The sequence below is a fragment of the Marinobacter sp. F4218 genome (assembly GCF_019443085.1).
Taxonomy (GTDB): Bacteria; Pseudomonadota; Gammaproteobacteria; order Pseudomonadales; family Oleiphilaceae; genus Marinobacter; species Marinobacter albus.
Genome location: NZ_JAHZIL010000002.1, coordinates 473,587 through 495,646, shown reverse-complemented (window position 1 = coordinate 495,646; position 22,060 = coordinate 473,587). Strand labels below are relative to the sequence as shown.

Genomic DNA, 22,060 nt, shown 5'->3' with positions numbered 1-22,060 from the left:
TCACTTAACGGATATTTATTTCGAGAAAGCGTATGTTCCCGCGCTTTCAGTATTGTGACTTAATGATTTTCCCAGAGGATTCCACTTTGAACCTGACTTTTGGTCAAAAGCTGCTTACCGCCTTCAGTGTGCTGCTTTTGCTTGTAATGGCCGCCTTCACGCTCTCGGGCGACCTGCGACTGCAGAAAACCACTTCTACCTACGTCGATGCATTGATCGACGACGCGGTTGCCCAGAGTACGTCGAGTATCGCCGATTGGCTTAATACCCGGCTGAAGATGACCGAATCAACCGCCCAAGCCCTGGAGCGGGTGGATACGGATGAGCAGGCCAGAACGGTACTTCAGGCCATCACCACCGGAGGGGGATTCCGGGACGTCTATGTTGGCCGTGCCGATGGTTTCATGCTGATGAAGTCCGAGGAAGCCAACGCCACACTTCCGGCCGACTACGATCCGCGGGTTCGGCCCTGGTACAGGAAAGCCATGAGCCTTGGCCGTGCTTCGTTCACCGAACCCTACCGGGACGCCAGCACCAATGACACCATCATTTCGACCCTGGCACCAGTAAAGCGGGGCGCCTATAAGGGAGTTGCCGGTGCGGATATCGGGCTCGGAGCCATCGAAAAGACGCTGGAAACGGTAACGCTCGCGGACACAGGTTACGCGGCCTTGATCAATGCCCAAGGGGTGGTGCTGTTTCACCCGGACGAAGCGCTGATCGGCAAGAACATCAAAACACTGATCGGCACCAAGCCGGTGATGGATGGCAGGCCCCATGGATACGAGGCCGGTGAGGCTTCGTGGAGTGCGAGTTTCTATCCCATCAGCGATGCCCGAGGCGTGGACTGGTATCTGGGCACCTTTGTGAATCAGGATAAAATCAGTGCGCCGGTGCAGAGCGCGCGCATGACTGGGCTGGTAATCGCCGTAATTGGTTTGCTGATGTCACTGGTGGTGCTGCATATCGGTATCAAGCTGTTGATGTCGCCGCTCCGTCGGCTGAACGGTGCCATGGCCGACATCGGCACCGGTGATGCGGACCTGACACAGCGACTGGAAGTCAGCGCCCGGGACGAGTTTGGCCAGTTGGCAGAGAGCTTTAACCGCTTCGTGGAAAATATCCAGACGGTGGTGCGCGATGTTCAGCAGGGAAGCGAAGAACTGGGCAGTAACGTTCGATCACTGCGGGACACCGCCAGCAACAGCCGTTCCAGCGTGGAACAGCAGCAAGTGGAAATTGATATGGTTGCGACGGCAATCAATGAGATGTCGGCAGCGGCCGGTGAAATTGCGCAGAATGCCCAACAGACCGCGGACGCGGCGAATACAGCAGATAACGACAGTCGTGCCTCCCTGGAAACCGTCGGGGCGTCCCGGGATGCGGTGCAGAAACTGGCCCGGGAGATCAATGCCGCCGCGGACGTTATCAATACGCTGGGCAAGGACGTTACGTCCATCACCTCGGTACTTGAAGTGATTCAGGGGATTGCTGAGCAGACCAACCTGCTGGCGCTGAACGCAGCCATCGAAGCGGCCCGCGCAGGGGAAGCGGGTCGAGGCTTCGCCGTTGTTGCCGATGAAGTCCGGAACCTGGCCCAGAGAACCCAGGCCAGCACCGAAGAAATCAACGATATGATAGAGCGACTGCAGAAAGGGGCCAATGACGCAGTCAGCGTTATGAAGGCCTCTACGGCCGTATCCAACGTCAGTATGGAGAAAGCCGAGGATGCGATGGATTCGCTGAACCGGATTGCAGCAGCGATCACCTCGATCAACCAGATGACCTCTCAGATTGCCACAGCCTCGGAAGAACAGACGTCGGTGACCGAGGAACTGAATTCGTCGATCACTCGAATTGCTGATCAAGGACAGGAGGCTGCGGCAGCGGCGACTGAGAACGACGTATACAGTGGGCAGATCGAGAGCATTGGTCATACCCTCAATCAGAACGCCTCACGTTTCCGGGTCTAGCGGCTCAATATGTCGAGGCGGTGACGCAGGGACTCCAGTGTCTGCCGCCCGACATTCCCTGACTCCTCACTGAGGTAGGGATTCTCCAGCACCAGAATACGGCGGTGGTGCAGGTCCAGTTCCTGTACGGCGCGCCCGTAATAGGTTCTCAGAAACTCCGCAAAACTGCCGTCCAGAATGGCTCGTTCCATGCCGAGTTGCAGTCGGTGGGCAGTCTGTTTGTCCTCCGGAGCCACAAACAGGTACGAAGGCATGGCGTAGGCCAACAGAATGTCCGGTTCAATCACCAGGTTTGGATCGGCCTCAACCTCCAGGTCATACAAAACTTCGCTGGCGCCCCTGGCGAAACATTCAAATCGATCATTTCGAAGCATTGAAAACAGGATTTCATACCGGGTGTGGGTGACGACCTCAATGTTGTTGGCCCGCAGTACTTCAGTATCCGGCCAATGGGTGCCCTGTCCAATGCGGATACCCGACTCTTCAAGATCCTCGAGCGTGCGAATCTCCCTGAACAGGGGCAAATGCTCCGGGCGCACCACGCAGACACGAAAGCCCAGCAGCCCCCCATCGATGGGGATGGGGACAGCGGCCAAAAAGCGTTCCCGTTCCCTGGATGTCGCGACATTGGCAATATCCACCAGCCGTGACCGGCTCCGACTCAGTTCCCGCAGAACCCGACCCTGGCTGAGATCCTGGCTTCTGACCAGCCGAAAGGATCCATATTCCGGTGTCTTACGCAGGGCCAGGTTGACCAGCGCGTTGATGGCGGGACTGTCGAAATTGCGGTACCACAGGATGTAATCGCGGGTTGACTCGAACGGAGCGGCGGCTCCTGCCCAGGAAACGGGGCACAGCAGCATTGCCACTAGCGTGATTGCGGAAGCTCGTCCCAAAACCAGAATTCCTTCTCCAGGGGCGGAACATACACCGGTTTGACCGGCCTAAAAGATAATAAAACGTCTTTACTTTAGATCAGAACCTGATGAAAAAAGGTCGAAAATTTCAAAAAAATGTAAAACTATGTTGCGAACTGACGCGGCCATTGTGATGATCAGGCCCATCCTCAGAAGACAAGAAGAGCAATATTATGGCACTCATCGATAACCTCATTGGCGCGACCGGAAAATGGGTCGCGAACTCGGACTCCAACGCCACCCTTGCAAGCCCATTGGCGTGGTTGCGCAAGACGGGTGGTTATTCAGCGGTCAACAGGATTATCGGGATGTCGATCCCCTTCGCTACCCGGAACCGGTTCGGCGTCGAGGAGTTGAGGCCGGGCTACGTGAAAGCGAAAATCCGGCTAAAGGGGAACAAGAACCACTTTGGCAGTCTTTACGCCGGCGCTTATTTTCTGGTCGCCGAAATCCCGGGAGGCGTTCTTACCCTGTTTGATCTTGGCCCGTCGTACACGCCGATTCTGAAAGAGATGACCCTGCAGTTTCTGCAGCCGGCCAACTCCGACGTGACCGTTGAATTTTCATTGCCCCCGGAAACCGTGGAAGAAATCCTGACGGACGCGGACAACACCGGCCGCGCGAAGTTCTCCCTGGAAGGGCAGTTGCACGATCAGGAGGGGAATCACGTCGCCACCTCCATCGCCCATTACCGGGTGCGGAAGCAGGGTTTCAAGCCAACAGACTGAACAGGCTCTGGCGTCACTTCCGGTCCAGGCCGGCAATCGCCTCGAGGAAAATAGCCCCGTACTTTTCAAGTTTGGCGGCCCCAACACCGCTGACCTCAGCCAGCTCTTCAAGGGAGCGGGGCTTTCGCTCAAGCATGTCAAAAAGCGTGGTGTCGTGGAAAATCACGTAGGGCGGCACCCCCTTCTTTTCCGCCAGTTCCTTGCGACAGGCGCGCAAGACTTCCCAGCCGTGGTCGTCGGTAATCTGATCCCGCACCGCCGAACCGCCCCGGGTTCCAGAGGACCGGGATGCTGTCTTTTTCACCTCCGGATCTTTCCGCAGCTCAACCTGATGTTCACCTTTGAGCAGAGGGCGGCACTGTTCAGTCAACTGCAGGGCACCGTAGCCCTCCGGATCGGCGCGCAGATAACCGTTGGCGACAAGCTGACGAAAGACCGATTTCCACTCATTGGTGGACAGTTCCGTACCAATGCCAAAAGTCGACACTTCGTGATGGCCGGACTGCAGGATTCGCTCGTTTTCGGAGCCACGGAGTACGTCGATGAGATAGGTAACCCCGAAGCGCTGGCCGGTCCGGAAGACGCAGGAAAGTGCCTTTTGGACGGCTACGGTGCCGTCCCAGGTTTCTGGTGGGTTCAGGCAGGTATCGCAATTGCCGCAGGGCTCATCCAGGACATCGCCAAAGTAGCGTAACAGGACCTGACGCCGGCAACGGGTTACCTCACATAAGCCTAACATGGCATCGAGCTTTTGCCGCTCCACCCGCTTGAAGTGGTCGTTGCCCTGGGACGCTTCCAGCATTTGACGCAACTTGATCACGTCCTGGAGACCATAGACCATCCAGGCGGTGGAGGGCTTGCCATCCCGTCCGGCCCGGCCGGTTTCCTGATAATAAGCCTCCAGACTTTTCGGTAAATCAAGGTGGGCGACGAAGCGGACATCAGGCTTATCGATACCCATGCCAAATGCGATGGTGGCAACAATGATGACACCGTCTTCCCGTAGAAACCGTTCCTGATGCCGTGCCCGGTCGTCTGCAGGAAGGCCGGCGTGATAGGGAAGAGCCGTGTACCCCTTATCCGCCAGCATTTTGGCGGTTGCGTCCACCTTGTTGCGGGAAAGGCAATAGACGATGCCACACTCACCTTCATGTTCTGATTTAATGAAGTCCAATAACTGTTTGTTTGCGTTGGTTTTCGGGGCGATCCGATACTGGATGTTCGGTCGATCGAAGCCGCTCACGAAGTGCCGGGCTTCGGTCAGCGTGAGGCGCTCGGCGATTTCCTTGCGGGTTCGTTCATCCGCCGTGGCCGTCAGGGCAATGCGGGGAATGCCCGGGAACTCGCCTGCCAGCATGCTGAGCTGAAGATAATCGGATCGAAAATCATGACCCCATTGGGAGACACAGTGGGCCTCATCAATGGCAAACAGTGAGATGGATGCGTTATGCAGCAGTTCGATGGTGCGGGGCTGGATCAGACGTTCTGGTGCACAGTAGAGCAGATCCAGTTCTCCGGTCATCAGCGCATATTCGGTCGCGCGAGCCTGCTCGAAATCCATTGTGGAATTGAGGAAAGCGGCTTTTACGCCCAGCTCCCGGAGGGCGGCAACCTGGTCCTGCATCAGGGCAATCAGGGGCGAGATCACGATGGCTGTGCCCGGGCGAACCAGTGCCGGTACCTGGTAGCACAGGGACTTACCGCCACCGGTGGGCATGAGCACCAGCGCATCGTTGCCGCTGACCACTTCCCGGATAATGTCACCTTGCAGGGGGCGGAAGGCTTCATAACCGAACACTTCGTGAAGAACCTGCTCCGGATCCTGGCTGGATACAGTCGGTCGTTCGGTGGTCAGCTGTTCAAAATCCTGTTCAAAGTGCATAAGGTAACCGGTTTTCCGGCATGAGGCCGGTAGGATTGCAGGGATGGAATGACTGCCTCGGCAGAGGCCGCAAATCATACCAGATTCCTGACCGGTGATGGCGAAACCGACAGGTACAGCTATGGAGGCAAAGTGACCCGAGAAACGCTACAATACTGCCCTTTTGAACCACGGTTCAGCGGATATCTGTGACAGAAACTGACAATAACAGGGCTTCCATGCAGGAATTTGATGCCATCCGTCCTTATTCGGACGAAGAGACCGGTCCGGCTATCCGGCGCCTGGTTAACGATCCGGATTTTCTGGATATGATCGGGCGTTTCAAGTCGCCGACCATTGCCAGATGGGCACCGGCGGTATTGCGGGTATTTATCCGCCGCTGGCTGATCAGCCATTTTGGCCAGTTCAATCGCGTTGACGATCTCCAGGCCCGACTTTCCGAATACGTGGGTGAACTGGTCGACGGTACCACCAGTCGCGTCACCGCCAGCGGGCTGGAAAACCTGGACAAGAACAGTTCCCACCTGTTTATCTCTAACCACCGGGATATTGTGTTCGACCCGATGGTGGTGAATTTTGAACTCTTCCGGCACGGTTTCCACACCACGAGAATCGCGATCGGGGACAACCTCCTTGCCAACCGTGTTTTTGCCGAAATGATGCGGCTCAACAAGAGCTTTGTTGTGCGTCGCAATATGACCAGTCCCCGGGAGATGCGGGACGCCTACATGACGTTGTCTGGTTTCATCAACCACAGCATCGATACCAACAACAGCATCTGGATCGCACAGCGCGAGGGGCGTGCCAAGGATGGTCTTGATTTCACCGATCCCGCCATCATCAAGATGTTCTATATGAGCCGCAAGAAAAGCGGGCTTAGCTTTGCCGAGGCAATGAACCGGCTGCACATCGTGCCCGTGTCAATTGCCTACGAGTACGATCCCTGCGACGAGGACAAGGCTCGGGAGCTGGAAACCCGCGCCCGGACCGGGAAGTACACCAAAGCAGAAGGTGAAGACACCAGCCAGATCATGAAGGGGCTTACCGGGTTCAAAGGGCATGTTCACGTGCATTTTGGCGCGCCCATCCATGATTCACCGGACAACCCCAGGGATCTGGCCAAACGGATCGATGAGGAGATGCATGCCCATTATCATTTGCACGCCTCGAACCTCGCCGCCTATGAGATGCGCGGCGTGCACCCGGATTCCCATGCGACGCAGGAGAATGTGAGCGAAACGGTGGTCACGGCTGAAGCGTGGTCGCCGGCAGAACTGGAAGCGGCTGAAGCCGAGATGGAGCGCCGCCTGGAAGCGTGCGACCCGGCGATACGCCCGTACCTGCTGGACATGTACGCCAATCCAGTGGTGACCGCACTGGAAGCGAATTCAGACTAACGCCGCCCGGAAAAACTCCGGTGATTCATTTGTCGACGTCAACGAGGTGTTGAGTGCAGGATCTTGAGTATATTGAAGTGGAAACGGGTTCCGAACCGACAGCCGCGGTTATTTGGCTGCACGGGCTGGGAGCAAGTGGCCACGATTTTGAGCCGGTGGTTCCGGAACTGGGCTTACCGGAGGGTGCTGCGGTTCGTTTCATTTTCCCCCATGCCCGCAATATCCCGGTCACCATTAACGGCGGCGTGACTATGCCAGCCTGGTACGACATCAAGGCAATGGACATCGACCGGGTCGTGGATACCGACCAGTTGATGGAATCCGCCGCCGCGGTGGGAAAACTGATTGATCGCGAGATCGAACGGGGTATTCCGGCAGAAAAGATCATTATCGCCGGCTTTTCCCAGGGCGGTGCCGTTGCCTACGAGCTTGGGCTGACCTACCCCAAACGCCTTGCCGGCATACTGGCGTTATCCACCTATTTCGCGACCGCAAAAACCATCAAACCGTCAGCAGCCAACGCAGAAACGCCGATCAGCGTTTACCACGGCACGTTCGACCCGATGGTACCCGAATCCCTGGGTGTGCAAAGCGTCGAGACCCTGAAGGAAATGGGCTATGACCCTGCCTATCAGACCTTCCCGATGGAACACAGTGTCTGCCTGGAAGAAGTTCTTGATATTGGCCGCTTCATCCGACGGCACGCGCTCTGACCAGACCGGGCTTGAAGCATTCAGATCCATAGCAAGGCGCCCATCTCCAGAGGATGGGTGAGGGCGTCATGATAGGGGTACATTCTCAGTCTCAGTGTTTGCAAGCCCGGGTAGGGCGGCGCGATCTGGGCTGAGAACACGGTTTTCCCGTCCTGGTCACTCTCTTCTTTGAGCAGAACCCGGTTGTCGCCAGACCGCTGGTAGCTACCAACGCATTGTGGGGTCACCAAGCACTCCACCCTGACATCGCCGGCCGCCAAGCCATTCAGGTTAGCCTCAACCCGGAGCTCTATGGTTTCGTCGAAGGCGCAGCGACTCTCCACGCACCCCTGGACATTGAGGCTCACTCCCGGCCAGGCCTCTCGCACCCGCTGTTTCCAGACGCCGAGTTCCCTGGCAATCGCCGCATCATCCTCAAGCATTTTCTTGCCCTGCATGGAGGCGTGCGAGTAATAGCGCTCGACATAGTCCATCACCATCCGCTGGCTGTTGAAACGTGGGGTGATGGTTTTCATCGACGCCTTTGAACGCTTTACCCAACCCTTGGAGTAACCCTGGGAGGCGCGATTGTAGTAGAGCGGGACAATTTCGAACTCCAGCAGGTCCAGAAGATCCCGGGCTTCCTCCTCATTCCGGAACTCGGCATCGAGGTCCAGGTTGCGGGGCGTAATCGCCCAGCCATTCTCGCCGTCATAGCCTTCGCCCCACCATCCATCCAGGACACTCAGGTTCAATGCGCCGTTAAGCGCGGCTTTTTCCCCGGAGGTACCACTTGCTTCTTTCGGGTATTCCGGCGTGTTGAGCCAGACGTCAACGCCGCTCAACAGGTGCCGGGCCATGGCCTGGTCATAGTCTTCCAGCAATATGACGTGGCCCATGAGCGACGCCTGCATGGAGAGATCATGAATCACCTTGATCAGGTGTTGCCCGGGCTTGTCTTTTGGATGGGCCTTGCCCGCAAAGACCAGAACCACCGGGTGGTCGCGGTCGGTCAGGATACGTTCCAATCGCGCGAGGTCGGAAAAAATCAGCGTAGCACGTTTGTAGGTGGCGAATCGGCGCGCAAAACCGATCACGAGGGTATCCTTATCGAAGGATATAAGCTGCCGCGTCATGCGGTCTGTTACCGAATGGCCGGTGCCATTGCGGACGTGCTGGCGCTGGAGCTGGTTGACCACGAATTCCCCCATTTGCTGCTTCAGGGCCTTGTGGACACTCCAGTAGTGATAATCCGGTATTCGCTCAACAAACTCCCAGAAATCCCGATCGCGCAATTCGCTTCGCCAGGTTGGGGCCTGAATATCGAACAGGCTGGCCCACTCGGGGGCCAGGAAGGTTGGTACATGCACGCCGTTGGTGATGTATCCAATCGGGTTTTCTTCGGCCGGAATCTGGGGCCAGACATCTCCTTCCATGTCTGAGGCCACCGAGCCATGGATCCGGCTCACGCCGTTGTGAAATCTTGATCCACGAAGCCCAAGGCTGGTCATGTTGAAGCTTTCGTCGCCATTCTTGGACCCGAGGGCAAACACCTTTTCAAAATCAAGACCGGATTCATCCAGGTAGGCTCCCAGGGCATAGAGCAGGAGATCCCGGCTGAAGATATCGTGCCCGGCGGCCACAGGTGTATGAGTCGTGAACAGTGTTGCCGCTGCCACTGCCTCTAGTGCTGCTTCGAAATCCAGGCCACCGGCCATCAGTTGCCGGCACCGTTCCAGGATCTGAAAGGCCGCGTGGCCCTCGTTGATGTGCCAGACTGTGGGCGCCAGACCGAGGGCATCAAGAACCCGCGTGCCGCCGATGCCGAGAAGCATTTCCTGACTGATGCGGGTGGACTCGTCGCCACCGTAGAGCCGAAGGGTCAGTTCGCGGTCTTCCGCATTGTTTTCGTGGGTATGGGTATCGAGCAGGTAAAGGTCGATGTGGCCGACCTGAGCCTTCCAGACCTGGGCCACGACATTCCGATCCGGGAAAGGCACCGCGACCTTGAGCGGCTCGCCATTCAGCTCTACCGCCGATATGGGTAACTCATCGCTGAAATGAGACTGGTAGCGGGCAACCTGTTGGCCCTGGGGGTCGATGGTCTGTATGAAATACCCCTGCTGGTACAGGAGGCCGACCGCGACAAACGGCAATCCGAGATCGCTTGCTGCCTTGCAGTGGTCGCCCGCAAGAATGCCAAGGCCACCGGAGTAGATCGGGAAGCTTTCATGGAAACCGAATTCCGCGCAGAAATAGGCGACAAGTTCGGTATCCCTGCTCAGAATTTCATCGACTTCCGGACCTGACTCTGATTCCAGGTATGCATCATAACTTCCTAAAATACGGCGATATTCAGAGAGAAAAGCTCGATCCTCGGCAGCCTCATCGAGACGCTCCTGGGCTACCCGACGGAGAAACAGCTTGGGGTTGTGTTCCACTTTCTGCCAGAGCGGGAGGTCGATCCGGGCAAACAGATTTCGAACCCCATGATCCCAGCTGTAGAAAAGGTTGTTGGCCAATTCCTCCAGTCGTTCAAGTACTTCGGGGACCCTTGGTCGGGCCTCCAGCCGGAATTCGGTAGCCTTATTCATGATGAATGCCTCCTTTTGGAAACCTTCCCGCTACGTCTTGATCGGGGTCTGTCGTTCAGCAAGTATTCCTTGATAGAGCTCGCCGTAATGCACGGCACTTTGCGTCCAGGAGTAGTCACCTGCCATGCCGTTTTCCTGAAGCCTGCGCCAGGCTTTCCGGTTCTTGTGACAATCCAGTGCCCGTTCTACCGCTTCCAGAAAGCTGACCGGGTCCGGCGATTTGAAACAGAAGCCATTGGCGTGATCAATTCCGGTGTCAGCGGGATCGAAGACGGTATCCCGAAGCCCGCCCACCGCATGGACGACAGGAATGGTGCCGTACCTCAGGCTGTACATCTGGTTCAGACCACAGGGCTCAAACCGGGAAGGCATCAGAAACAGATCACAGCCGGCGGTTATCCGGTGCGCCAGAGCCTCGTCATAGCCGATCTTCAGGGAGACGTGAGCCGGCCATTTCCGGGCGAGCTCCTTGAGTGGCGCCTCAAATCGCGCCTCCCCTGAGCCCAAAATTGCAAACTGACACCCGCGTTCCAGTAACGGGGGCATGACGCTTAATAGCCAATCCAGGCCTTTTTGTTCGACCAGCCTGCCAATGAATCCGAGTAGGGCGGCACCATTGGCCGCGAGACCCATGGTCTGCAACAAAGCCGTCTGGCACAGGCGTTTGTTCTTTAGATGGTCCCGACCGTAGTGGCGATCAAGATATTGATCGTCTTCCGGATTCCAGGTTCGGGTATCAATGCCATTGAGGATGCCGGAAAGCTGCGGACGGCGATAACGAAGCAGTCCATCGAGTCCGTACCCCAGCTCGGGCGTCTGGATCTCCTCGGCATAGCCGGGGCTTACCGTCGTTATCCGGTCACTGAAAACCAGACCGCCCTTGATAAAAGATAGCTGGCCATGAAATTCCAACTGATCGTAACGCCATAACGTCTCCGGCAGGCCGAGAGCCGCAAAGGTTGTTTGGGGAAAAAGACCCTGGTAGGCAAGGTTGTGTATGGTAAAAACCGTTCCGGGGCGTTCCGGGTAGGCCTGGAGGAAGACCGGTAAGAGCGCGCTTTGCCAGTCATTACAGTGAACAATCTCCGGGCACCAGGCCAGTCCGGCCTGGCCCATGGCGATTCTGGCACCGACTTCTGCAAACAGTTTGAAGCGCTGGGCGTTGTCCGGCCAGTCCTCGCCTTGGTCATTCTGATAGGGGTTACCTTCGCGCCCGAACAATTGGGGACAATCGACCAACCAGATAGTGACTGCGGTTCCCGGCAAACGGCTTTCAACGAGAGTGACCTTGAAGCCGTCAATCGAAAACTGGGCGAGGGGGCTGGTACCGGTTCTGCTCGCCGCAGCCATCGCAGAGGGATAGCCGGGAAGCAGGATGTTGACGTCATATCCCAGCCGACACAAAGCCTCAGGCAGGCTGGCTGAAACATCGGCGAGTCCGCCAGTCTTGACCAGTGGATAGACTTCACTCGTCGCAAACAGAACCCGAGTCATCCGGCTGGCCTCAATATCACGGCAGCCAGCGGGGGCAGGGTCAGTTCAAGAGACCAGTCCCGGTTCATCCAGGGAACATCCTCCGCGGTTATCGGTAGCGGGTTACCCACGTTGCTGCCGCCATAGTATTCGGAATCGGAGTTCAGGATCTCTTGCCAGGGACCGGCCTCCGGGACGCCAATTCGGTAGTGGTAGCGAGGCACCGGAGTGAAATTCACCACCACCACTGTGCGGTTGTGGGGGGACTGTCTCAGATAGCTGATTACCGATTGCGAGGAATCGTGACAATCGATCCATTCAAAGCCGGCCGATTCGAATCCCCGGAGGTGCAGCGAGGGATCCTGGCAGTATAGGCGGTTGAGGTCACGCACCAGGTTCCTGATACCGTTGTGCTCGGGCCGGGAAATTAAATCCCAGTCCAGTTCCCGGGCCTCGCTCCACTCCCGGAACTGGCCAAACTCGCCCCCCATGAACAACAGTTTCGCGCCTGGATAGGTGAACATGTAGGTGAACAGAAGCCGCAGGGAGGCCAGTTTCTGCCAGTCGTCTCCCGGCATCTTGTTCAGAAGACTGCCTTTCCCATGCACCACTTCGTCGTGGGATAACGGAAGGAGGAAGTTTTCGGAAAACGCGTAAATCAGACCAAAGGTAAGCTTGTCGTGGTGGTACTGGCGAAACACCGGATCCTGGCGCAGGTAATCGAGCGTGTCGTGCATCCATCCCATGTTCCATTTGAGGTTGAAGCCGAGGCCGCCAAGTTCGACCGGACGGGTTACACCCGGCCAGGACGTGGATTCTTCCGCAATAACCAACGTCCCCGGAAAACGTTGCTGACAAACTTGATTAAGCTCCCGAAGAAACTCGATGGCCTCCAGATTCTCATGGCCGCCGTGTACATTCGGAACCCAATCTCCCTCTTTACGGGAGTAATTGAGGTACAGCATGGAGGCAACGGCGTCCACCCGGAGGCCGTCGATATGAAAGGTGTCCAGCCAGAACAGGGCACTGCCGATCAGGAAGTTCCGAACTTCATGGCGTCCGTAGTTGTAGATCAGCGTGCCCCAGTCCTGGTGCTTGCCCTTGCGAGGGTCCTCATGTTCGTACAGGGCGCTGCCATCGAAACGGGCCAGGGCGTGCTCATCGGTGGGAAAGTGACCTGGCACCCAGTCCAGAATCACCCCGATACCTTTCTGATGGCAACTGTCGATCAGATAACGCAGGTCATCAGGACTACCAAATCGACTGGTCGGAGCATAGTAACCGGTGGTCTGGTAACCCCAGGATTCATCTAGTGGGTGCTCGGTAACAGGCAGCAGCTCGATGTGGGTAAAGCCCATCTCCAGAACGTAGGGAATGAGCTGGTCAGCCAGTTCCCGATAGGTGAGCCATCGCCCGGAGCCATGGTGTCGCCAGGATGCCGCGTGCAACTCGTAAACTGAAATTGGCGCTTCCTGCCAGTTCCAGTGGCTGCGACGGGCCAGCCAGTCTCCGTCCTGCCAGGCAAAGTGGCCCCGCTCAACCACGACGGCCGCGTTGGCCGGACGCATCTCAAACGCCTGACCGTAGGGGTCAATTTTCTCCAGCTTTTGTCCGTTCGCACTGGTAATGCAAAAGCGATAAAACGCGCCCGGCTTCACGTCGGGGATAAAACAGGACCAGACACCGGAATCGCCAATGGAGGCCATCTCATCCCGTCCCGCCTCCCAGGCGTTAAAATCGCCAATGACACTGACGGCTTTTGCCTGAGGGGCCCAGACGGCAAACCGAACACCCTCACCCCCTTTGGATGAACATAGGTGGGCTCCCAGCACGTTGTAGATGTGCCAATGCCGTCCTTCACTGAACAGGTGCAGATCAAACTCACTCAGGGTGGGGCTTTCCATAGACCACGCTCGTTCCTGACAAGGGAAGTTCCATTGGACGTTATGGCAGGTGGACAAAAAATGACCTGCAACAATTCTACGTCATAATTCAGTGATACTGTTCTAATCTTAATATGCTCGTCAAAATTGTGCCGGCCCCGTGTCCACCGGAGACCGGCATCGCGACGGAAAACCAAAAGGTTTTCAGGGAAGCAGTTATGCAAACGGCCAAGCGTTATGTAAGTCGTCTCACTCGGCAAACCCTCGCACTGGTGCTTGCCGGAGGAAGAGGCTCTCGTCTTCACGATCTCACCAAATGGCGTGCCAAACCGGCTGTGCCCTTTGGCGGCAAATTCCGCATCATTGATTTTCCCCTGTCCAACTGCATCAACTCCGGCATAGGGCAGGTTGGCGTTATTACCCAGTACAAGTCCCATTCCCTGATCCGGCACATTCAGCGCGGCTGGGGGTTTATGCGCGCCGAGCTGGATGAATTTGTGGAACTGCTGCCGGCGCAACAGAGGATTGAGACCTCCTGGTACGAGGGAACCGCCGATGCAGTACTCCAGAACCTGGACATCATCCGCAGCCACAAACCCGAATATGTGCTCATTCTGGCCGGAGACCATGTCTACAAGATGGATTACGGCACCATGCTGGCCGCCCACGTCGAGAGCGAGGCAGACATAACGGTCGGATGCATCGAAGTCCCGTTGGAAGAAGCCTCCGCATTCGGTGTGATGGCGGTCGATGACGACATGCGAATCGTTGAGTTCGCTGAAAAACCGGAGTGCCCCAAGGCTCTGTCCGGCCAGCCAGGAAAGGCGCTGGCCTCGATGGGGATCTATGTGTTCAGCACGAAGGTTCTGTTCGAGGAGTTGATGCGCGATCATCGGAGGGAAAGTTCTTCCTCCCACGATTTCGGCAAAGACATCATTCCGTCGGTTATCGAGCGGCTGAAGGTGATGGCATTTCCATTCCGGGATCCGATCCAGAACAAGGAGGCCTATTGGCGGGATGTTGGAACCGTGGATGCGCTGTGGCAGGCAAACCTTGAGTTGATTGGCGTCAGTCCGGAACTGAACCTTTACGATTCCCAATGGCCGATCTGGACCTACCAGGAGCAGCTGCCGCCCGCCAAGTTTGTCTTCAATGATGAAAACCGGCGTGGAACCGCCGTGGATTCGATGGTCGCTGGTGGCTGTATCGTCTCGGGGGCCACGGTCAGTAACTCGCTGCTGTTTTCGCAGGTGAAGGTGCACTCCTACAGTGAGATCGGGGATTCCGTCATTTTCCCGGACGTCGAGATTGGCCGGCATTGCCGTATTCGGAAGGCGTTGATTGATCGTGGCTGCCGGATTCCCGACGGTACCGAGGTGGGATTCGACGAAGCAAAAGACCGCAAGCGATTTTACGTGTCGCCAAAAGGCGTCGTACTGATAACGCCCGAGTTGCTCGGGCAGGACTATCCCCATGGACTCTGACAGCCGGACCCCTGTGGTGCTTTTCTGGCACATGCACCAGCCGGGGTATCAGGACTGTCAGACCGGACAGTTCCAGTTTCCCTGGGTTTATCTGCACACCATCAAGGACTACAGCGACATGGCGGCGCATCTGGAAGCCCATCCGAACGCCCGGGCTGTGGTTAACTTTGCGCCGATTCTGCTGGAACAGATCGAAACCTACCTTGTGCACATTGAGCGCTGGCGCCATGGCGCCGGTGAGATCGGAGATCCGCTGCTCGCTGCGCTGGTGGCGGAAACCTTGCCGGAGCCAGGGAGCCCGGGGTTTCTCGACCTGATGGAAAAGTGCCTCCGGGCCAATCAGGATCGGATCATCAACCGCTTCCCCGCCTACGCGCGACTTGCTGAACTTGCCGGCTTGTATCGGAAGAAACCAGCGATACAGCGGTATATGTCACCCATGCTGCTGACGGATTTGCTGGTCTGGTATCACCTAGGCTGGATGGGGGAGACCATTAGGCGCGAAAACCATTGTGTCCAGAGTCTCCAGGAAAAGGGGGGGCAGTTTTCATGGGACGACCGCTGTGCCCTGATGGAGGTCATTTTCGAAATCCTGGCCGGCATAGGCCCCCGTTACCGCCATCTGGCTCAGATAGGGCAGGTTGAGCTATCGGTCAGCCCGTACACTCACAGCATGTTGCCGCTTTTGATCGAGCTTGCCTCCGCCCGCGAGGCCATGCCCGAGATCGTGTTGCCCGCGTTTGAACGCTACCCGGGTGGTGACCTGCGCGTGGCCTGGCAGCTCGAGCAGGCCAAGCGGGTGTTCCGCCGGTTTTTCAGTGTTGAGCCAACCGGGTGCTGGGCTTCCGAGGGAGGTCTGAGCCAGGCCACCCTGGCATATCTTGATGCACACGGGTTCAGCTGGACAGCCAGCGGTGATTCAGTGATCCGGAACAGCATCCACCACGCGAGGACGGCTGACAGTTCCGTGCCGGACGCCGGCATTCACAGGCCCTATCGGTTTGGGGACACTTCGGCGACGGTTTTTTTCCGGGATGACGGGCTTTCCGACCTTATTGGATTCACCTACGCCGATTGGCATGCCAGTGATGCCGTGGGCGATCTGGTCCATCACATGGAAAACATTGCCGCCCAGGGAAACCCGGAGTCGCGTTCCGTTATTTCCGTCATTCTGGATGGTGAAAACGCCTGGGAATACTATCCGGAAAACGGTTTCCACTTTCTGGACGAACTCTATGAGGTGTTAGAGAACCACCCGGCACTGCGACTCACCACCTACCGGGATCTCGTTGCGGACCCGGTCAGCAAGACCGTCACCTTGCCTCACCTGGTTGCCGGCAGCTGGATATACGGAACCTTTTCAACCTGGATAGGAGATCCGGACAAGAACCGCGCATGGGAGCTTCTGTGTGAGGCAAAGTGCCATTATGACCGGTTAATGGACAATGGAAGTCTCAATGCCGAGCAGAAGGAGGCCGCACAATTACAGCTTGCGATCTGCGAGGGCTCGGACTGGTTCTGGTGGTTCGGGGATTACAATCCTGCCCAGATCGTCAGTGATTTTGAGCACCTGTATCGAAAACATCTGGTTAACCTGTATGACCTGATTGGGTACCCGGCACCGGCCTCCGTCTTCCAGCAGTTAAGTCAGGGCAGTGGCGCGCCCGAGCGCGGTGGCACCATGCGCCCGGGGCACGACCGGAATGACAACGCATGACTGAACACGCAACCGGCGCGGACCTGCTGGGCACACGGAAGGCAGGCGTCCTGCTGCACCCCACGTGTTTGCCGGGCGAATGGGGCGTGCTTGGGCAAAGTGCCCGGGATTTCCTGGATTTCCTTGCAAGCGCCGGGATTCGCGTCTGGCAAACCCTGCCCATAGGCCCGACCCATGCCGATCTGTCTCCCTACCAGTCGTTGTCCGCACATGCAGGAAGTCCCGACTTTGTGGATTTGAGCGAGCTCATTCCTCTGGGACTGCTGGAGCAGAGTGAACTTGCCCAGGCAGCTCAGGTGACCGGCCGCCGCCCCTGTTTTGAACTCGCGGCGCAAAGATTCTTCGATCAGGCAAGGGATGAACCGGAAAACGTAACTTACCGACATTACCTGGACTACCGGGCAGCCAACGATCACTGGCTGGATGATTTCTCGTTGTTCACCGCCATACGGGAGCGGAATCCCGGCCTGAACTGGTTGGAGTGGCCAACCGAACTGCGGGACCGAGACACCACGTCGCTTCGGGCCTTTGCCGAAAATGCTGCTCCCACGATACAGCGGGTGTGCTTTGAGCAGTTCATGTTTGATCAGCAATGGCAGGCTATTCGGCGTTACGCCCACGAACGGGATATCCGGATGTTCGGAGATATTCCGATCTTCGTTGCCCACGATAGCGCCGATGTCTGGGCCAACCGGCATCTGTTCAAACTCGATAACCAGGGCCGGTCAACGGTGGTTGCGGGCGTCCCGCCGGATTATTTCTCTCCCGATGGACAGCATTGGGGAAACCCCTTGTTCGACTGGGACGCGATGTCCGAAGAAGGGTACAACTGGTGGCTACAGAGACTCGATAGCCAACGCCATCTTTTCGACCTTATCCGAATTGATCATTTCCGCGGGCTTGAAGCCTACTGGGAGATTCCGGCTCAAGACTCCAATCCGAGATACGGATATTGGGTCGCGGGCCCCGGCCGCAACTTCCTCGACGCCTGTTTCCGAGCATTTCCCGAGCTTCCGCTGGTGGCGGAGAATCTTGGCATAATCAGTGAAGAGGTCGAGCAGCTCCGACGAACATTTCATTTGCCAGGGATGACTGTTCTTCAGTTCGGATTCGACGGCAATCCCCAAAATCCCCATCTGACCCACAACCACGAACGAAACAATCTGGTGTACACCGGGACCCACGACAACGATACGACACTTGGCTGGTACAGGGGGTTGGATGAACACACCCGTCATTACGTAAACCACTATCTTGGAACCAGCGGTGAACACATGCCATGGCCGGTAATCCAGGCGGCTTTTCGCTCGGTGTCCTGGCTTGCCATTGTTCCCATGCAGGATCTGCTCGGACTGGGTTCCGAGGCGCGCTTCAACACACCCGGCACCATAGAAAACAACTGGTTGTGGAAACTGGACTGGAGAGAGGTTCCGCCCGGCCTCGCGGGCAGTACCCGGGAGCTTGCAGGACTATACGGAAGATTAACATGACTGCTGGATGGTTTTTGACCAACATCAAAATGTGGATGAAAAAAGTTGGATATAAACTGTTCAATAACTGTCCAAAGTACTGCCGTTATTCATTGAGTCATCAGGGGAGGATTCATGGAACACAGACTCAGTAAGCGCGTACCTGGGAAACTCGGATTGCTTGTCTATAAAAGGGGCATGCCGGTTGCGACCGGGCAGATCCGGGATGCTTCCAAACGGGGGCTTTTTATCGCGACCGATTATTCCGATGTTCAACTGAACCAGACACTTGAGATTGAATTCCGGTTTCCAGAACGGGAAGAGCGGCATTTCCGGAGACTGAAGGCCCACGTTGTAAGGATATCTGACAAGGGTCTCGGTGTGGACTTTGACGGCGTGGAGAACGATACGTTTACCATCTCCTCGCTGCTCCATTGGCTCGGCCAGCACCACCGATCGGTGGAATATTTTCCCGTTCGACAAAGCCAAGTGTATTGATCGCTTTCAAGGAGGACCGTCATGAAAAGGCTCGAGGGCAAGGTAGCCGCGGTTACGGGTGGGTCTCATGGTATTGGTGCAGCAGCCGTGAGGCGTATGGCCGAAGAGGAGGCAAGCGTTGCCATCCTCGATTGCCTGGACGACGAAGGTGAGTCGCTGGCTCGAAATCTCGTCAGCAAAGGCCTTGATGTAGCCTATTGGCACTGCGATGTCAGCCGTGAGCAGCAGGTCAAGGAAGCCCTCGATGGCGTTGCCGATCATTTCGGCTCACTGAACGTGCTGGTTAATAATGCCGGCATCGCCGGCCCTAACAAGCCCACCCACGAACTAACGGAAGAAGAGTGGGATAGCGTCCAGAACGTGAATGTGAAAGGCGTGTTTTTCTGTACCAAGCACGCCATTCCTCACATGAAAAAGGCGGGCGAGGGCAGCATTATCAATCTGTCTTCGATTTACGGCCTGATTAGCGCACCCGACGTGCCGCCTTACCATGCCTCGAAGGGGGCGGTGCGACTGATGACCAAGACCGATGCCATGTTGTACGCCCCGGACCGAATTCGAGCTAACTCCATTCACCCCGGGTTTATCTGGACCCCGATGGTCGAGGGCCATCTGAAATCCACCGGGGAAGATCTTGAGGAGGCAAAACGCGCCACTGCAGCATTGCATCCTCTCGGCCACATGGGCGAGCCCGATGACATCGCATGGGGCATTGTTTATCTGGCTTCGGACGAGTCCCGTTTTATGACGGGCAGCGAACTGGTGATTGACGGCGGGTATACCGCCCACTGATTTAACTCTTCAGTCCGAGACGCCCCTGTGACCATTGCAGCCTACAACCCACGACATATCCCCGAGGGGCTAACGGAACTTTCGAGCCTCGCCCTGGACCTCAGGTGGAGTTGGCATCACGGCAGTGACAGCCTGTGGCGTGCTATTGATGAGGAAACGTGGAAGGCCACCCACAATGCCTGGCTTGTCCTCAACAGCGTGTCCGGTGAGTGGCTGGATACGTTGTCCAACGACGAGACCTTCCTCGCACTTTACCAACGACAGGTTGAGGCACATCGCCAATTTGAGCGGACCAGTACCTGGTATTCGGACGAATATCAGGGCCGGCTGGACAAAGGTGTCGCCTTTTTCTGTATGGAGTACGGCCTGAGCGAGTCACTGCCCCTGTATTCCGGAGGGCTCGGCGTGCTTGCCGGGGATTATCTCAAGGCGGCCAGCGACCTGGGTGTGCCGGTAACGGCGGTTGGTCTTCTATACCAGCAGGGTTACTTTCGGCAATCGGTAACGGCTGAAGGGCAGCAACTGGAATTCTACCCCTACAACGATCCCAGCATGTTACCGCTCACACCGCTTACCAATGACGACGAGCAGTGGGTGAGGGTCATCATACCGTTCCCGGGTCGGCAAGTCCGGCTGCGCGCCTGGAAGGCCCGCGTGGGTCATTGCGATCTGCTGCTCCTGGATAGCAATGATCCCCGCAATGAACCGGGGGACCGGGGTATCACAAGTGAACTGTACAGCAGCAACTCCGAGAAACGTCTCCAGCAGGAGATAGTGTTGGGAATCGGAGGCTGGAAACTGTTGCGGCAACTGGAAATCACGCCCTCGATTTGCCACATCAATGAAGGCCACTGCGCGTTTGCATTGCTCGAGCGTGCCCTGGATTGGCAAAACGAACACGCCACCGATTTTGAGACGGCCCGTCTGGCGACCCGTGCAACAAACCTGTTCACCACCCACACCTCGGTAGCGGCGGGCTTCGACCATTTCCCGCCCGGCCTGATCCGTCTGTATCTCACACCGTGGATGAACGAGTATGGCTTCACGATGGATCAGCTGATGGGCCTGGGGAGCAGCAGCGGAGAGCACTCTCTGCGGGCGGGTGATGAGGCGTCCATAAACATGGCGTTGCTTGCACTCAACATGTGTGGGCGAATCAATGGCGTCAGCAATATGCACCGAAAAGTTACCCAGACGCTCCTCCAGCCTTTTTTTCCCCGCTGGCCGGCGTGCGACATTCCGGTCGAATCCGTCACCAATGGCATCCACACGCCTAGCTGGGATTCGCTGGAATCCGACGCACTCTGGACCAAGGCGTGTGGTCAGGAACGCTGGCGTCGGCCACTGCCAAGTTCGTGCCCATTAAGCGACATTCCCGATTCGGACCTGCTGAGCATGCGGCAGGCCCAACGCCGCCGTCTGGTTCATTATCTTCGGCAACGGCTAGCCAGCCAGCACTGCGAACATACCCCGGGCAACAATCCCGATGCCGCCTGCGGCCTTTTGCTGGATAACGAAACGCTGACCCTTGGTTTCGCCCGTCGATTCACGGAGTACAAACGACCGGATTTACTGTTGTCAGATCCGGACCGACTCCTGGCTTTGTTGAACAACCGGGATCACCCGCTGCAGATTGTCCTTGCGGGGAAGGCGCATCCAAAGGACGAATGTGGTAAGGATCTGATTCGGCGCTGGAAAGCTTTCTCATGGTTGCCTGGAGCCGAAGGCAAGGTGGTTTTTATTGAGGATTACGATCTCGGGGTGGCGGCTCAACTGATCCAGGGCGTGGATGTCTGGCTCAACTGCCCCCGCCATCCCTGGGAGGCGTGTGGCACCAGCGGTATGAAAGTGTTGGTCAATGGCGGCCTGAATCTCTCCCAATACGATGGATGGTGGGCCGAGGCATGGAATGACTCGGTCGGCTGGGCGATTCGCCCGGGCGCTACGTTCGAAGAGTTGAGCACCTCTAATTCACACGACCATTCAGATGCCCTCGAACTCTATGAGTTACTGGAGAAAGAGATTATCCCGGAGTTTTACCAACTCGACGCCAACGGCCATCCCGGGCGCTGGATTGAGCGCATCCGATCGAGCATGAACGGTCTGACTGCAACCTATTCGGCGAACCGGATGGTGCGCGAATACGTCGAAAGCTTCTACCTGCCCATGGTGGAGCTGGGAAACCGACGTAATCCCACGTCGGCCCGGGACATGGTTGAGACCTACCGGGACGTGTCCCAGATGTGGCGGAGACTTCGGTTCACGTCGGTCGAAGCCAGGCAATCGAACGACGAACAGACCTTTTTCGTGGACGTTTATCTGGATGGAATACCGGAACAGCTCGTGGCGGTTGAGCTTGTTGCCGAAGCCTCGGAATTCGGCCCGAGAGAAACCCACATGATGACCATGAACCACCCCCAGGTTGGTTCCGAACACGGCTATTCCTACGAATGTTCGGTACCAGCGCGACCGGAAGGGCACTACACGCCAAGGATACGGCTACGGGATGAGCGCCTGAATCTGCCGCTTGAGAATACTGCAGTGCTCTGGCGAAACTAGGA

Annotated in this window: 15 protein-coding genes; 10 read left to right on the top strand and 5 right to left on the bottom strand. The window is 57.1% G+C overall.

Annotated elements, in window-relative coordinates; all coding sequences use genetic code 11:
* Nucleotides 1-86: 86 nt before the first annotated feature.
* Nucleotides 87-1,973, top strand: coding sequence for a methyl-accepting chemotaxis protein (locus K0B93_RS02655; protein WP_219865697.1), 1,887 nt, complete (start codon nt 87-89; stop codon nt 1,971-1,973).
* Here K0B93_RS02655 and K0B93_RS02650 read toward each other — a convergent pair.
* Entirely contained in the window at nt 1,970-2,869 is a 900-nt protein-coding gene (locus K0B93_RS02650; RefSeq protein ID WP_324123943.1) for a hypothetical protein, read from the bottom strand. The genes K0B93_RS02655 and K0B93_RS02650 overlap by 4 nt on opposite strands.
* A 194-nt stretch (nt 2,870-3,063) precedes the next feature.
* Here K0B93_RS02650 and K0B93_RS02645 point away from each other — a divergent pair, with 194 nt between their 5' ends.
* A complete protein-coding gene (locus K0B93_RS02645) occupies nt 3,064-3,618 on the top strand; it encodes a YiiD C-terminal domain-containing protein (protein ID WP_219865696.1) in 555 nt (184 codons plus the stop codon).
* Between the two features lie 13 nt (nt 3,619-3,631).
* Here K0B93_RS02645 and recQ read toward each other — a convergent pair whose 3' ends face one another.
* Nucleotides 3,632-5,500 carry a DNA helicase RecQ gene (gene recQ / locus K0B93_RS02640; RefSeq protein WP_219865695.1) on the bottom strand — a complete coding sequence of 623 codons (1,869 nt, stop codon included), beginning with the start codon at nt 5,498-5,500 and terminating at the stop codon, nt 3,632-3,634.
* Between the two features lie 218 nt (nt 5,501-5,718).
* Between recQ and K0B93_RS02635 the strand changes: the two genes are divergently transcribed.
* Together K0B93_RS02635 and K0B93_RS02630 are read left to right on the top strand one after the other, a co-directional pair.
* Nucleotides 5,719-6,897, top strand: a complete 1,179-nt coding sequence (locus K0B93_RS02635) for a 1-acyl-sn-glycerol-3-phosphate acyltransferase (RefSeq protein ID WP_219865947.1) — start codon at nt 5,719-5,721, stop codon at nt 6,895-6,897.
* A gap of 53 nt (nt 6,898-6,950) precedes the next feature.
* Complete coding sequence (locus K0B93_RS02630; protein WP_219865694.1) at nt 6,951-7,610, top strand: alpha/beta hydrolase; 660 nt, start codon at nt 6,951-6,953, stop codon at nt 7,608-7,610.
* Nucleotides 7,611-7,630: 20 nt separating this feature from the next.
* Here the strand turns inward: K0B93_RS02630 and glgP (K0B93_RS02625) are convergent, their stop codons facing one another.
* From glgP (K0B93_RS02625) to glgB, 3 genes are read right to left on the bottom strand one after another with little or no spacing between them, the layout of a single operon-like run.
* Entirely contained in the window at nt 7,631-10,183 is a 2,553-nt protein-coding gene (gene glgP / locus K0B93_RS02625) for an alpha-glucan family phosphorylase (RefSeq protein ID WP_219865693.1), read from the bottom strand.
* Between the two features lie 30 nt (nt 10,184-10,213).
* Nucleotides 10,214-11,677, bottom strand: a complete 1,464-nt coding sequence (gene glgA / locus K0B93_RS02620; RefSeq protein WP_219865692.1) for a glycogen synthase GlgA — start codon at nt 11,675-11,677, stop codon at nt 10,214-10,216.
* Nucleotides 11,674-13,560 (bottom strand): 1,4-alpha-glucan branching protein GlgB, encoded by a 1,887-nt coding sequence (glgB, locus tag K0B93_RS02615; protein WP_219865691.1) that lies wholly within the window; start codon nt 13,558-13,560, stop codon nt 11,674-11,676. The genes glgA and glgB overlap by 4 nt, the downstream gene beginning before the upstream one ends.
* Nucleotides 13,561-13,757: 197 nt before the next feature.
* Between glgB and glgC the strand changes: the two genes are divergently transcribed.
* The 6 genes from glgC (at nt 13,758) to glgP (K0B93_RS02585) (ending at nt 22,058) form a co-directional block, all read left to right on the top strand.
* Nucleotides 13,758-15,023 carry a glucose-1-phosphate adenylyltransferase gene (glgC, locus tag K0B93_RS02610; protein WP_219865690.1) on the top strand — a complete coding sequence of 422 codons (1,266 nt, stop codon included), beginning with the start codon at nt 13,758-13,760 and terminating at the stop codon, nt 15,021-15,023.
* Nucleotides 15,013-16,740, top strand: coding sequence for a glycoside hydrolase family 57 protein (locus K0B93_RS02605; RefSeq protein WP_219865689.1), 1,728 nt, complete (start codon nt 15,013-15,015; stop codon nt 16,738-16,740). Before glgC ends, K0B93_RS02605 begins: the two co-directional genes overlap by 11 nt.
* A complete protein-coding gene (gene malQ / locus K0B93_RS02600) occupies nt 16,737-18,230 on the top strand; it encodes a 4-alpha-glucanotransferase (RefSeq protein ID WP_219865688.1) in 1,494 nt (497 codons plus the stop codon). The genes K0B93_RS02605 and malQ overlap by 4 nt, the downstream gene beginning before the upstream one ends.
* 114 nt (nt 18,231-18,344) lie before the next feature.
* Nucleotides 18,345-18,707, top strand: a complete 363-nt coding sequence (locus K0B93_RS02595; protein ID WP_219865687.1) for a PilZ domain-containing protein — start codon at nt 18,345-18,347, stop codon at nt 18,705-18,707.
* A 21-nt stretch (nt 18,708-18,728) separates the two neighbouring features.
* Nucleotides 18,729-19,499 (top strand): SDR family NAD(P)-dependent oxidoreductase, encoded by a 771-nt coding sequence (locus tag K0B93_RS02590; RefSeq protein WP_219865686.1) that lies wholly within the window; start codon nt 18,729-18,731, stop codon nt 19,497-19,499.
* Nucleotides 19,500-19,526: 27 nt separating this feature from the next.
* Nucleotides 19,527-22,058, top strand: a complete 2,532-nt coding sequence (gene glgP / locus K0B93_RS02585) for an alpha-glucan family phosphorylase (RefSeq protein WP_219865685.1) — start codon at nt 19,527-19,529, stop codon at nt 22,056-22,058.
* Nucleotides 22,059-22,060 lie beyond the last annotated feature (2 nt).